Origin of the sequence: Actinokineospora sp. UTMC 2448, from assembly GCF_024760565.1 — a bacterium.
Lineage (GTDB): Bacteria > Actinomycetota > Actinomycetes > Mycobacteriales > Pseudonocardiaceae > Actinokineospora > Actinokineospora fastidiosa.
The window spans coordinates 728,808-741,255 of the sequence record NZ_CP031087.1; the positions used below are offsets into that span (position 1 = coordinate 728,808).

Annotated in this window: 12 protein-coding genes; 8 read left to right on the forward strand and 4 right to left on the reverse strand. The window is 72.2% G+C overall.

Annotated features, from left to right (window positions below):
• The first annotated feature begins 96 nt into the window (after positions 1 to 96).
• The 6 genes from Actkin_RS03580 to Actkin_RS03605 all read left to right on the forward strand — a co-directional run bounded on the left by Actkin_RS03580 (position 97) and on the right by Actkin_RS03605 (position 7,877).
• A complete protein-coding gene (locus Actkin_RS03580) occupies positions 97 to 1,557 on the forward strand; it encodes an MSCRAMM family protein (RefSeq protein WP_258905897.1) in 1,461 nt (486 codons plus the stop codon).
• Between the two features lie 5 nt (positions 1,558 to 1,562).
• Entirely contained in the window at positions 1,563 to 2,255 is a 693-nt protein-coding gene (locus Actkin_RS03585; RefSeq protein ID WP_258905898.1) for a class F sortase, read from the forward strand.
• Positions 2,256 to 2,421: 166 nt separating this feature from the next.
• Positions 2,422 to 3,555 carry a polysaccharide deacetylase family protein gene (locus Actkin_RS03590; protein ID WP_258905899.1) on the forward strand — a complete coding sequence of 378 codons (1,134 nt, stop codon included), beginning with the start codon at positions 2,422 to 2,424 and terminating at the stop codon, positions 3,553 to 3,555.
• 81 nt (positions 3,556 to 3,636) lie between these two features.
• Positions 3,637 to 4,593, forward strand: coding sequence for an ATP-binding protein (locus tag Actkin_RS03595; RefSeq protein WP_258905900.1), 957 nt, complete (start codon positions 3,637 to 3,639; stop codon positions 4,591 to 4,593).
• A gap of 15 nt (positions 4,594 to 4,608) precedes the next feature.
• On the forward strand, positions 4,609 to 6,582 hold the full coding sequence (locus tag Actkin_RS03600; protein WP_258905901.1) for an SDR family oxidoreductase: 1,974 nt from the start codon (positions 4,609 to 4,611) through the stop codon (positions 6,580 to 6,582).
• A gap of 11 nt (positions 6,583 to 6,593) precedes the next feature.
• On the forward strand, positions 6,594 to 7,877 hold the full coding sequence (locus Actkin_RS03605) for a hypothetical protein (protein WP_258905902.1): 1,284 nt from the start codon (positions 6,594 to 6,596) through the stop codon (positions 7,875 to 7,877).
• A 156-nt stretch (positions 7,878 to 8,033) separates the two neighbouring features.
• Here Actkin_RS03605 and Actkin_RS03610 read toward each other — a convergent pair whose 3' ends face one another.
• Complete coding sequence (locus Actkin_RS03610; protein ID WP_189208420.1) at positions 8,034 to 8,294, reverse strand: hypothetical protein; 261 nt, start codon at positions 8,292 to 8,294, stop codon at positions 8,034 to 8,036.
• Between the two features lie 89 nt (positions 8,295 to 8,383).
• Positions 8,384 to 9,577 carry a 4-hydroxyphenylpyruvate dioxygenase gene (hppD, locus tag Actkin_RS03615; protein ID WP_189208419.1) on the reverse strand — a complete coding sequence of 398 codons (1,194 nt, stop codon included), beginning with the start codon at positions 9,575 to 9,577 and terminating at the stop codon, positions 8,384 to 8,386.
• 154 nt (positions 9,578 to 9,731) lie between these two features.
• Between hppD and Actkin_RS03620 the strand changes: the two genes are divergently transcribed.
• The gene (locus Actkin_RS03620; RefSeq protein WP_258905904.1) at positions 9,732 to 10,202 is read left to right on the forward strand and encodes an Lrp/AsnC family transcriptional regulator; all 471 of its coding nucleotides are present in this window, start codon (positions 9,732 to 9,734) and stop codon (positions 10,200 to 10,202) included.
• 78 nt (positions 10,203 to 10,280) lie between these two features.
• Here Actkin_RS03620 and greA read toward each other — a convergent pair whose 3' ends face one another.
• Both greA and Actkin_RS03630 read right to left on the reverse strand, forming a co-directional pair.
• Positions 10,281 to 10,781: a transcription elongation factor GreA gene (gene greA / locus Actkin_RS03625; protein WP_189208417.1), complete on the reverse strand. Its 501-nt coding sequence runs from the start codon at positions 10,779 to 10,781 to the stop codon at positions 10,281 to 10,283.
• Positions 10,782 to 10,955: 174 nt separating this feature from the next.
• On the reverse strand, positions 10,956 to 11,330 hold the full coding sequence (locus Actkin_RS03630; protein ID WP_229786434.1) for a DUF4307 domain-containing protein: 375 nt from the start codon (positions 11,328 to 11,330) through the stop codon (positions 10,956 to 10,958).
• A 181-nt stretch (positions 11,331 to 11,511) separates the two neighbouring features.
• On the opposite strand from Actkin_RS03630, the gene mca reads away from it, so the two are divergent.
• Entirely contained in the window at positions 11,512 to 12,393 is an 882-nt protein-coding gene (gene mca, locus Actkin_RS03635) for a mycothiol conjugate amidase Mca (RefSeq protein WP_189208415.1), read from the forward strand.
• Positions 12,394 to 12,448: the final 55 nt, after the last annotated feature.

Consider the following 12,448-nt stretch of genomic DNA (forward strand, 5'->3'; position numbering starts at 1 on the left):
CGCAAAGTCGCCCCGGCTGGCGGATTGCGCTGATCACGTTCAGAAACCAGGCTCGCACACGGCGTATCCCCACGGTGATTAGGAGCCGCTCCCGCCATGGCCCGAACCCCGCTCGCCGCCCGGATGGCCGCGGGCCTGACCAGCGCCGCCGTCGTCGCCTGCCTGACCACGGTCGCCACCGCCCCCACGGCCGCCGCGGCCGTCGACGAGGGGCTCGGCCACAGGACCACCCCCGCCCAGCCGTACCGGGACAACCCGGACTCCTACGACTGGCTCGGCTCCTACATGGTCGACGGCAAGCAGGTGTGGTGCGTGCAATACGCCCACAAGGCCCCGGACACCAACGAGCAGTACAAACCAGGCGAGCCGCTGAAGACCAAGTGGGGCACCGCGCTGCCCGCCGACGTCGCCGCGGACATCTCCTACCTGCTGCTGCGCTACACCAAGACCACGAACGCCGACGAGGCCGCCGCGCTGGCCCACCTCCTGCACTGGTGGACAGCGGGTCCGCAGAACCCCCGGCAGCTCGACCCGTCCAACGACTACCGCACGATCGCCTACGACGCCCCCTTCCACCTGGCCAAGCTGCCCCAGGGCGCGCGGGCGGCGGTGAACCGGCTCAAGGCCGACGCCACCGCGAACCGCGGCCCGTGGAAGGCCACGATCACCGCCCCGACCGACGGGCAGGTGATCGGCACGCCGGACGAGTGGACGATCGACGTCCGCAACGCCCGCGACGCGGGGGTGGCCGATGTCGACATCACGCTGACCCTGACCGACGCCACCGTGGGCGGGAAGAGCACCCTGACCGTCTCGACCGGAGCGGACGGCACGCCCGCCTCGGTCAAGGTCACCCCGACCGGGCCCGACCCGAAGGTCGCGATCTCGCTGCTCAGCCCGGCCGACCGGCCGGTCGTGCGCAAGGCGGTCCAGGTCGACACCCAGCGCGTGGTGAGCACGGGCGGGGAGAAGGAGCTGACCGCGGCCAAGGCGGTGAAGGCCGTGACCGCGCCCGGCTCGGTGGCCGTGGCCAAGGTCGACGCCAAGACCGGCAAGGCCGTCGCCGACGTCTCGCTGCGGGTCACCGGCGCGGACAAGGAGTCCCCCGCCGTCGGCCAGGACGGCAAGCCGCTGGTCGGCGCGGACGGCGCGCCGGTCGTCGTGGTCACCGGCGACGACGGGACCGCGAAGCTGGCGAACCTGCGCACCCCGCAGGAGATCTGCCTGGTCGAGGTCGCCGCGCCCCCGGGCTACGACGACGCCTTCGACCCGAACGCCCCGCCGAGCGTCTGCGGCACCGTGAAGCCGGGGGACACGCTGGCGTTGAAGCTGGAGAACGTCCCCGACAAGCCGACGGTGCCGCGCACGATCCCGGCCGGTGACGAGCCCGCCGCGGCCGCGATGTCCGCGGGCGGGGACGGCCCGTCGACCGGGCTGCTGGTCGGCATCGGCGCGCTGGCCGCCATCGTGGTCGCCGCCGTCGGGCTGCTGCTGGCCCAGTCGCGGCGCAGGCGCGAGGTCGTCGGCCGGGCCATGCGCGAGGACTGGGGCTACTGACCGCCGTGGTCGGCCGTCCGCTGGTCGCGGGCGCGGCGGGGATCGCCGCGCTCGCGCTGGTCGCCGCGCTCGTCGGCGGCGAGGTGACGACGCCCGGCGCCGCAGTGGCCGCCCCGGCCCCGCCCGCGCCCGCCGCGGGCGTCATCGGCGCGGCGCTGCCCGTGCCGCCGCCCGACCGGTCGACGAGCGCGGCCCCGACCACCACCCCGTCGCCGCCCGCCGCGCCGCCGACCGCCCAGCCGAAGCCGCAGCCGCGCGCGCAGTCGCCGGGGACGGTCCGGCTGCGCGGCGGCGGCGAGGCCCGGCTCGTGCGCGCCGAACTCGGCCCGGACGCCACGCTGCCCGTGCCGGAGAACCTGCGCGAGGCCACCTGGTGGGGCGCGGACCTGGCCGCGGCCGAGGGCGCGACCGTGCTGGCCGGACACGTCAACTGGCAGGGCCGCACCGGCCCGTTCGCCGAACTGTGGGACGCCCGCGCGGGTGATCCGGTCTCCGTGGTCGCCCCGGACGGGCGGGTCTGGGAGTACCGGGTCAGCGAGGTCGTGACGCTGCCCAAGGACGATCTCCCGGCCCGTGCCGAGGAGCTGTTCGGCCAGACCGGCCCGCACCGGCTGGTGCTGGTGACCTGCGGCGGGCGCTGGGTCGGCGGCGCGGACGGCTACGAGTCCAACCGCATCGTCGTCGCCGTGCCCGCCTGACCGGCCCGCGCGGTCCGCCGCTTCGCGCTATCGCTCGATCCGGTGATTCCGGACGAGTGGCGATCACCGCATGAGCGTTCCTCTCGTTTTACCGTGGGGGGCAACTGACGCGGATCGCACACGTCTTCACAGGCAAGTCGGGGAGGACGGATCGGAAGGGGCGCCCATGAGCCGCAGGCGTTGGGACAAGATCGGGTTCGGGGTCGCGCTGATCCTGACCTTCGTCGTCCTGCTGGTGCTGGGGACCGTCCGACCGGAGGTCGCGGGCACGCCGGTGGCCGGGCCGCCGGTGCCGCAGGCCGCCGACGAGCCGGAATCGGTCCCGGCGCCGTGGATGCGCAGGCTGGAGCCGGGGGAGAGGCCGCCGCAGTTCGTGCTGTTCTCCTTCGACGGCGGCGGGTCGCACGAGCACTGGCAGCGGTTCATGGCCATCGCCGAGGAGTCCGGCGGGCGGTTCTCCGGCTTCCTGTCCGGCATCTACCTGCTGCCCGACTCCCGGCGCGGCGAGTACACCGGGCCGGGCCACCGGCCGGGGCGGGCGTCCATCGGCTTCGGCGGCTCGGAGGCCGACGTCGCCACGCTCATCGCCGACCTGAACACCGCGGTCGAGCGCGGCCACGAGATCGGCACCCACTACAACGGACACTTCTGCCAGGGCTCCGCGCTGGGCGTCGGCGAGTGGAACACCGCGCAGTGGAACTCCGAACTGGACCAGTTCTTCGCCTTCGTCGAGCAGGCCCGCGCCGACGGGCTCAAGGTGGACCCCGCGTCCATCCAAGGTGGACGGACGCCGTGCCTGGAGGGCGACCGCTCGATCCTCGGCCCGGTGCTGGCCGAGCGCGGCATGAGCTACGACACCAGCGCGGTCTCCGACGGCATCGCCTGGCCGTACCGCGAGCACGGGATCTGGCAGTTCCCCATGCCGAGCGTGCGCGTGCCGGGTGTCGGCCACAAGAAGACGATCATGATGGACTACAACCTCTGGTACGTGCAGAACAAGGCGCGCAACGAGCCGCAGCGCGCCGAGGAGTTCGCCGAGGTGACGCTGGAGACCTATGAGGCCGCCTACGCGGCCGCGTTCGACGGCAACCGCGCGCCGCTGGTCGTCGGCAACCACTTCAACGAGTGGTCCGGCGGCGGCTTCACCCGGGCGACCGAGCGCTTCATGGCGGGCGTCTGCGCTCGCCCGGAGACGGTCTGCGCGACATACTCGGAGGTCATCGACTGGATGGCGCTGCAGGACCCGGCGGTGCTGGAGGCCTTCCGCGCGATGCCGCACGCGCAGGTGCCGCTGCCGTAACCCGATCGTGGGGCTTGCCGGGGATAATGAAAACCGCTATCACTACGGGGGTCATCCGTCCCCGCACGAGAGTTGCCCGTAGTGAAGATCGCGTTCGTCGGCAAGGGGGGCAGCGGGAAGACCACCCTCGCCTCGCTGTTCCTGCGCCACCTGGCCGCCGAGTCCCCCGCCCCCGCCCTGCTGGCGCTGGACGCCGACATCAACCAGCACCTGGCCGCCGCGCTCGGCGCGCCGGACGGCCTGCCGCTCCCGACCCTGGGCGCCCACCTGGCGCTGATAAAGGACTACCTGCGCGGCGACAACCCGCGCGTGCTGTCCGCGGCCGACATGGTCAAGACCACCCCGCCGGGTCGCGGGTCGCGGCTGGTCCGCGTCGATGAGGACAACCCGGTCTACGACGCGTGCGTGCGCGTCGTCGAGGGCGTCCGGCTCGCGGTGACCGGCCCGTTCGCCGAGTCCGACCTGGGCGTGGCCTGCTACCACTCCAAGGTCGGCGCGGTCGAGCTGCTGCTCAACCACATGGTCGACGGGCCGGGGGAGTACTGCGTGGTCGACATGACCGCGGGCGCGGACTCCTTCGCGTCGGGCCTGTTCACCCGGTTCGACGTCACCTTCCTGGTGTGCGAGCCGACCGTGCGCAGCGTCGGCGTCTACCGGCAGTACCTCGACTACGCCCGCGACTTCGGCGTGCGGGTCGCGGTGGTCGGCAACAAGATCAGCGACGACGAGGACCTGGCCTTCCTGCGCGAGCGCGTCGGCGACGACCTGCTCACCTGGGTCGGCCGCTCCGCCCACGTGCGCGCGACCGAACGCGGCGAGGTCCGCCCGATCGGCGACCTGGAGCCGCGCAACCGCGACGCGCTGCGCGCGATGCGGTCCCTCGTGGACGGTGTGGACAAGGACTGGCCGCGCTACCAGCGCCAGGCCGTGGAGTTCCACCTGCGCAACGCGGCAGCGTGGGCCAGCGGCCGGGCGGGCCGCGACCTCGCCGAGCAGGTCGACCCGGACTACGTCCCTGGACCGGTTCCCATCGGGTAGGCCATGCTCTGTCCCATGGCGACATACCTGGTCACCGGGGCCACCGGGCTCATCGGCAGGCACTTCGTCCGCGAGCTGCTGGCCCGGCCGGACACCGACCGGGTGTGGCTGCTCGTGCGGGAGCAGTCCCGGGACCGGCTCGACCGCGCGGCCCGGGACTGGCCCGCCGCCGACCGCTTCGCCACGGTGATCGGCGACGTGTCGCTGCCCGGCCTCGGCCTCGCCGACACCGACGAGCTGCGCGGCGTGGACCACGTCGTGCACCTCGCGGCGCTGTACGACGTGACCGCCGACGACGAGACCAGCATCGCGGCCAACGTGGACGGCACCCGCAACGTCATCGATCTCGCCGCGGGGATCGGCGCGGGGCGCCTGCACCACGTGTCGTCCGTCGCCGTCGCGGGCGACTACCGGGGCCGCTTCACCGAGGACATGTTCGACTCGGGTCAGCGCCTGATCACCGCGTACCACCGCACGAAGTTCGAGTCCGAGCGGCTGGTGCGCACGCAGAAGGACGTGCCGTGGCGGGTGTACCGGCCCGCGATCGTCGTCGGGCACTCCGAGACCGGCGAGATGGACAAGGTCGACGGCCCGTACTACCTCTTCCCGGCCCTGGCCCGGCTGGAGTCGCTGCGCGCGCTGCCGCTGGTGTTCCCCGACATCGGCGACACCAACATCGTGCCGGTGGACTACGTCGCCAAGGCGATGGCGGCGCTGGTGCCGTCGCCCGGGCTGGACGGGCGCACGTTCCACCTGGTCAACCCGCGTCCGCAGCCGGTGCGCGAGGTGTACGACGCGTTCGCCGCCGCAGCGGACGCGCCCCGGGTGGCCGCCGAGGTGCCGCGCGCGCTGGCGCAGCCGCTGCTGGGGCTCGTGCGGGCGGCGGAGAACGTGCCCGGGGTGTCGCTGGCGGTCGACGCGGGCCTCGACCGGCTGGGCATCCCCGCGGTGCTGCTGCGGACGCTGACGTTCGCGCCGCGCTTCGACTCGGCGAGGACGCGCGCCCTGCTGCCCGACGTCGAGGTTCCCCGGCTGGCGGACTACGCCGACGTCCTGTGGCGGTACTGGGCAGAGCACCTCGACCCGTTCCGCGCCCGGGTCTCCGGCGACTCGCTGGCCGGGCGGCGGGTCGTGATCACCGGGGCGTCGTCGGGCATCGGGCGGGCGACGGCGCTCAAGGTGGCCGCGGCGGGCGGCGTCCCGCTGCTGGTGGCCCGCCGCGAGGCCGAGCTGGAGGAGGTCCGGGCGGAGATCGCCGCGGCGGGCGGGGAGGCGCACGTGTACCCGTGCGACCTGACCGACGAGGACTCCGTCGCCAAGGCGGTCGCGGCGATGCTGGCCGAGCAGCCCGCGGTGGACATGCTGGTCAACAACGCCGGACGGTCGATCCGCCGGTCGGTGCGGCTGTCCTACGACCGGTTCCACGACTACGAGCGGGCGATGGCGATCAACTACTTCGCGCCCGTCCGGCTCATCCTCGCGCTGCTGCCGCACATGACCGAACGCCGGTTCGGGCACATCGTCAACGTCTCGTCGATCGGGGTGCAGGGGATCGCGCCGCGGTTCAGCGCGTACGTGGCGTCGAAGGCCGCGCTCGACCACTTCAGCAAGATCGTCGCCACCGAGACCCACGGCGCCGGGGTCACCTTCACCACCGTCCACATGCCACTGGTCCGCACGCCGATGATCCGGCCGACCAAGATCTACGACGCGTTCCCGGCCAAGTCGCCCGACCAGGCCGCGGACATGGTGGTGCGCGCGTTGGTGGAGCGGCCCAAGCACATCGGCACGCCGACGGGGTACCTGATCCAGGCCGCGTACACGCTCGCGCCCGGTCTGGTCGACGCGGTGGCCTACCAGGGCTACCGGATCTTCCCCGACTCGGCTGCCGCGGGCGGGGGCGGCGGGCTGCGGCTCGGCAAGGGGGAACGGAACCTGACCGCCGCCGCCCGCGCGTTGGCGCGGCTGACCCGGGGTTTCCACTGGTAACGTGCGAAAGCATGGTCAACCAGCACGATGGCGATCCGGCGGGCTTCTCCGTGGTGCGCCACGGCTTCGACCGCAACCAGGTCAAGCAGTACCTGCGCCGCGTGGAGGACGACGCCCTGCGCTCGGCAGCCGAGCGCGACGAGGCCCTGTCCCGCGTCGCCGAGCTCTCCGGCGAACTGGAGATCGCCCGCCGGGAGATCACCGCCCTGACCGCCCGCATGGACCAGCTGGCCGCGACGGCGGGCCCGGACGCCGAGCGGATCCTGCAGGTCGCCCGCACCCAGGCCGCGGAGATCACCGCCCGCGCGAAGGCCGCGGCCGAGACGGCGTGGGCCGGGGCGGAGGAGGCCAGCACCGCACTGCGCGACCGCTACCGCCGCCTGCTCGCCGAGCTGGACCGCCAGCACCAGGAGCTGCACGCGGACCACCAGAAGGTCATGGACGACGTCCGCAAGAAGTCCGTCGACCTGACCCTCACCGCCGACCGCCGCCGCCAGGCCCTCGACGACCAGGCCGAGCAGGAACGCAAACGCATCCAACGCCAGTTCGACGACGACATGGCGGCCAAACGCGCCGACCTGACCCGCGAGCTGGAGGCCGAACGCGCCCGCGTGGCCGACGAGTCCCGCCGCATCATCGCCGACGCCACCGCCGAGGCCGAACGCCGCATCACCCACGCGACGAACGAGGTCGAGCGCCTGACGAGCCTGCGGGGCGAACTCGTCAAACGCCTCCGCGGCGCCGGAGACCTCCTCGACCGCAGCGCGGAGCTGCTGGAGCCGTTGGAGGCGGAGGCGGAGTCACCGACCACGGTGGAGCCGGTCGCCTCGGCGGTGGAGGAGCCTGCCGCGGCCACGCCTGCGGGGGACTCGTCGGCTGCTGCAGGGGGTACGCCAGCCGCGAGCCTGCCTGCAGGGGATGCGCCCGCCGCGAGCGCGCCCGCAGGAGCTGAGTCAGCCACGAGCACGCCTTCAGGGGATGCGGCTGCCACGAACACGCCCGCAGGAGCTGGATCAGCCACGAGCACGCCCGCAGGGGATGCGCCCGCCGCGAGCACGCCCGCAGGAGCTGGATCAGCCGCGAGCGCGCCTACAGGGGATGCGGCTGGCGCGAGCGCGTCTGCAGGGGATGCGGCCGCCGCGAGCACGCCTGCACGCGGTGAGCCAGCTGAGGACGCGCGTGTCGAGGAGAAATCCGCCCCCGCACCGGCAGGCACCCCGCACCCCGCGCCTCCCGCTGCCAAGGCGAAGCAGGCCAGGAAGTCACCCGCAGGCAGGAAGCCGGGCGCGAACTGACCGGCGGGCGGCGAACTCAGCCGCCACCTGGGCCGCCGCCACAGGCCGGACATGGAGCTGATCACTCAGATGTTTGGATCATATGATCTCACCATCGGAATGATCAGACCATCTGAACAATTGTTCAGATGGTCGCATCATCTCGGCCCTGCCTGCCTACGGGCTCTGGCGGAGGCGATCGACGCCCTGGTCCGGGGTCTGGGGCTCGGTGTCCCTGGTCGTGGGGGCGGCGGGCAGGTCCTCCGGTTCGAGGCAGCCGCCCACCAACGTCGTCTGGCCGTCGACCTCGACGTAGTGGCCCGCGTCCTCGCAGGTGGCGGCTTGGACGGTGAACACCGCGACGCCGGTGAGGGCCATGGCTGCCAGGGCGGCGCCTGCCAGGGAGGCCGCGCCTGCGAAGCGGGTGCCGACAGCCATCGTGTGCGCCTAACGTGAGAACGACAGAAACCCGCCACCGAGCGTACCGGCCCGGTGGCGGGTGTACCTGATAGCCGCCTGAGTACGGCTCAGAGGTTGCCCCGGCGCTCCTGCTCGCGCTCGATGGCCTCGAACAGGGCCTTGAAGTTGCCCTTGCCGAAGCCCAGCGAGCCGTGGCGCTCGATCATCTCGAAGAACACCGTCGGGCGGTCGCCGACCGGCTTGGTGAAGATCTGCAGCAGGTAGCCGTCCTCGTCGCGGTCGACCAGGATGCGGTGCTCCTTGAGCACCTCGATCGGCACCCGGACCTCGCCGATGCGGGCGCGCAGCTCGGGGTCCTCGTAGTAGGAGTCCGGGGTGTCCAGGAACTCCACGCCCGCCTCGCGCATGCCCGTGACGGTGGCGATGATGTCGTTGGTCGCCAGCGCGATGTGCTGGCAGCCGGGGCCGCCGTAGAACTCCAGGTACTCGTCGATCTGCGACTTCTTCTTGGCGATCGCGGGCTCGTTGAGCGGGAACTTGACCCGGTGGTTGCCGTTGGCCACGACCTTGCTCATCAGCGCCGAGTAGTCGGTGGCGATGTCGTCGCCGACGAACTCCGCCATGTTCACGAAGCCCATCACGCGGTTGTACCACTGGACCCAGTAGTCCATCTTGCCCAGCTCGACGTTGCCCACGCAGTGGTCGACCGCCTGGAACAGCCGCTTCGGCGCGCCCGGCCGCTTGACGTACGAGCCGGTCTTGGCGACGTAGCCCGGCAGGTAGGGGCCGTTGTAGCGGGACCGGTCGACCAGGGTGTGCCGGGTCTGCCCGTACGCGGCGATCGCGGCCATCCGCACGGTGCCGTGCTCGTCGAACACGTCGTGCGGCTCGTCGAGGACGGTGGCGCCCTGCGAGCGGGCGTGCTCGACGCACTTGTCGACGTCGACCACCTCGAGCGCCAGGTCGACGACGCCGTCGCCGTGCGCGCGGTGGTGGTCGAGCAGCGGGCTCTCCGGCGTCACGCCGCCCTTGACGACGAACCGGGCCGACCCGGACTTCAGGACGAACGCCTTGTGGTCGCGGTTGCCGGTCTCCGGCCCGGAGTAGGCGACCAGCTCCATGCCGAACGCCGACTGGTAGAACAGCGCGGTCTGCGTGGCGTTGCCGCAGACGAACACGACGGCGTCCATCGACTTGACCGGGAACGGGTCCCGGGACTCGTCGTAGTCGACCAGGCCGACGAGTTGGCGCAGCTGGTCGTAGCTGACCTCGTCCATGCCCGTGCCGAGGGTCCCCGTCATCGCAACCTCCTGCTTGCTGACTTAACGCGCGGTACCTCTGAGCATGGGATTGACCGGGCATCCTGTGCAACACTCTGCTTTTCAACAGGACAACCTGACCAGCCAACTGGCGAGTCCGCTCGGCAAAGTGGACACTCTGAACAGGAGTACGGGAATGGACCTGGACGAGCTGGACGCGCGCCTGCTCCTACTGCTCACCGACGAGCCGAGGCTGGGCGTGCTGGAGTGCTCGCGGCGGTTGGGCGTGGCGCGCGGCACGGTCCAGGCCCGGCTGGACCGCCTGGAGCGCCGCGGCGTGCTGACCGGCTTCCCGCCCGCGATCGACCTCGCCGCGATGGGCTACGGCCTGACCGCCTTCGCCGTCCTGGAGATCGCCCAGGGCAAGCGCGGCGAGGTGGCGTCGCTGCTCATGGCCATCGACGAGGTCTGCGAGGTGCACGCCACGACCGGCCAGGGCGACCTGCTGGTCCGCATGGTCGCCCGCGACAACGACGACCTCCAGCGCGTCATCGACCGCGTGGTGGACGTGGAGTGGGTGCGCCGCACCTCGACGGCCATCGCCCTGTCGACCCCGGTGCCCCTGCGCGTGCGCCCGCTGCTGGAGCGCGTGCTGCGGCAGCCCTGACCGCGCACCTCGCGGACGACCCGGAAACGCCAGCGAGGCGGCACCCCGCCCGGGTGCCGCCTCGCCGAGTCGGGACCGTCAGCCGGTGTAGGGCACGGCCTTCACCAGGACGACCTTCTGGTTGCGCCCGTTGGGCAGCTCGTACTCGCGGGTCTCGCCTTCCTTGGCGCCCAGCAGCGCCTTGCCCAGCGGCGACTCCGGGGAGTACACCTCGAGCTCGCCCTCGCTGCCGCCCTCCTCGCGGGTGGCGAGCAGGAAGCGCTCCTCGTCGTCGTCGCCGTCGTAGCGGACGGTGAGGACCATGCCGGGGCGCGCGGTGCCGTCGTCGGCGGGCGCCTCGCCCACCTTGGCCCCGCGCAGCAGCTCCTGGAGGTGGCGGATGCGGGCCTCCTGCTGGCCCTGCTCCTCGCGCGCGGCGTGGTAGCCGCCGTTCTCCTTGAGGTCGCCTTCCTCGCGGCTGGTGTTGATCTTCTCGGCGATGACCGCCCGGTTCTCGATGAGCTCGTCGAGCTCGTGCTTGAGCCGGTTGTAGGCCTCCTGGGTCAACCAGGTCACCTTGGTGTCGCTCACGGTCACCAACTCCTCGTCGTACTCCGGGCCCGCGGTCGCGGGCCGGGCAGCTCCGGGTCCCTAGCGCCCACCCGGAATGGAAAAAACACGGCCCTCCTAGGGGCCGTGCGTCGACAGAGCGTAGCACGATCCACCGTGCCAGCTCGTCCGAAATGTCCGATTAGTGGGTATTCACCGTGGAGTTCACTCCGATGGCCGCTCCCCGGTGGACAGGTACTCCGGCACCTGGTACGAGCAGCCGAAGACCTCGGCGGTCACCGGTTCCGCCGACGCGGTGATGACGGTTTCCACCCGGAGCGGTGATCGTCCCGGCGGCACGTACACCTCGCGGCGGCCGGTCTCGGCGCCCTGGATCGACCGGACCCGGACCACGCACACCGCGGCCCGCTCGGGCTCGGCGCGGCTGACGTCGAAGGCGAACCGCATCCGGTTCTCCGGGAGGTTCTCGTAGGTGGCGCGCTCGGCCGAGATGGGCGCGGCCCCCAGGTTCTTGTAGGCGACGAACGCCACGCCCGCGCCCAGCAGCAGCGCGGCGGCGACCAGGACCGCCTTGGCCACCGGAGAGCGACGGGACGGCCGCTTCCCGTAGCGTCCTTCCGGCAACGTGCCCAAACCACGCCCTCCCGCACCGATCCGCGCCCCGCCGGGGAACAATGGAGCGGCGACGGCGCGTTCGTACTACTCGGGACGAGTATCCGCTTTGGGGGCGGATGCCTATCAGGAGGGGTCCGAAAGAGGCATGGCAGACACACTGCGGCTGATGGCGGTACACGCGCACCCGGACGACGAGTCGAGCAAGGGCGCGGCCACGATGGCCAAGTACGTCGCCGACGGCCACGAGGTCATGGTCGTCACCTGCACCGGCGGCGAGCGCGGCGACATCCTCAACCCGGCGATGGACCGCCCGGAGATCACCGCCGACATCCCCGCCGTGCGCCGCCAGGAGATGGCGCGCGCCGCGGAGATCCTCGGCATCCAGCACCGCTGGCTGGGCTTCGTCGACTCCGGCCTGCCCGAGGGCGACCCGAAGCCGCCGCTGCCCGAGGGCTGCTTCGCGCTCGTGCCGCTGGAGGAGTCCGTGCCGCCGCTGGTCCGCGCGATCCGCGAGTTCAAGCCGCACGTGATCGTCACCTATGACGAGAACGGCGGCTACCCGCACCCCGACCACATCCGCTGCCACGAGGTCTCGGTGGCCGCGTTCGACGCAGCGGGCGACCCGGACCTCTACCCGGCGGAGGGCGAGCCCTGGACGCCGCTGAAGCTGTACTACTCGCACGGCTTCTCCCGCGCCCGCCTGGTGGCCATGCACGAGGCGCTGCTGGCCCGCGGCCTGGAGTCGCCGTACGAGGAGTGGCTGGCGAACTGGGACCCCGAGCGCGGTGACATCTCTCACCGCGTGACCACCCGCGTCGAGTGCGCGGAGTACTTCGAGGTCCGCGACGCCGCGCTGCTGGCGCACGCTACCCAGATCGACCCGAACAGCCGCTGGTTCGCCGTCCCGCTGGACGTCCAGCGCGAGGTCTGGCCGTACGAGGAGTACGAGCTGGTGCGCTCCCTGGTCGACAGCACCGTCCCCGAGGACGACCTGTTCTCCGGAATCACCGAGAAGGCCACGGTCTAAACTGCACGGCGTGACCACCTCGTTCTTCATCGACCTGCCCGCCGACCCCGCGTCG

What these genes read in the sequence shown, in the direction of transcription:
- Actkin_RS03580 (WP_258905897.1), top strand. Translation starts at nt 97, where the DNA reads ATGGCCCGAACCCCGCTCGCCGCCCGGATGGCCGCGGGCCTGACCAGC.
- Actkin_RS03590 (WP_258905899.1), top strand. Translation starts at nt 2,422, where the DNA reads ATGAGCCGCAGGCGTTGGGACAAGATCGGGTTCGGGGTCGCGCTGATC.
- Actkin_RS03600 (WP_258905901.1), top strand. Translation starts at nt 4,609, where the DNA reads ATGGCGACATACCTGGTCACCGGGGCCACCGGGCTCATCGGCAGGCAC.
- Actkin_RS03605 (WP_258905902.1), top strand. Translation starts at nt 6,594, where the DNA reads ATGGTCAACCAGCACGATGGCGATCCGGCGGGCTTCTCCGTGGTGCGC.
- Actkin_RS03610 (WP_189208420.1), bottom strand. Translation starts at nt 8,294, where the DNA reads ATGGCTGTCGGCACCCGCTTCGCAGGCGCGGCCTCCCTGGCAGGCGCC.
- hppD (WP_189208419.1), bottom strand. Translation starts at nt 9,577, where the DNA reads ATGACGGGGACCCTCGGCACGGGCATGGACGAGGTCAGCTACGACCAG.
- Actkin_RS03620 (WP_258905904.1), top strand. Translation starts at nt 9,732, where the DNA reads ATGGACCTGGACGAGCTGGACGCGCGCCTGCTCCTACTGCTCACCGAC.
- mca (WP_189208415.1), top strand. Translation starts at nt 11,512, where the DNA reads ATGGCAGACACACTGCGGCTGATGGCGGTACACGCGCACCCGGACGAC.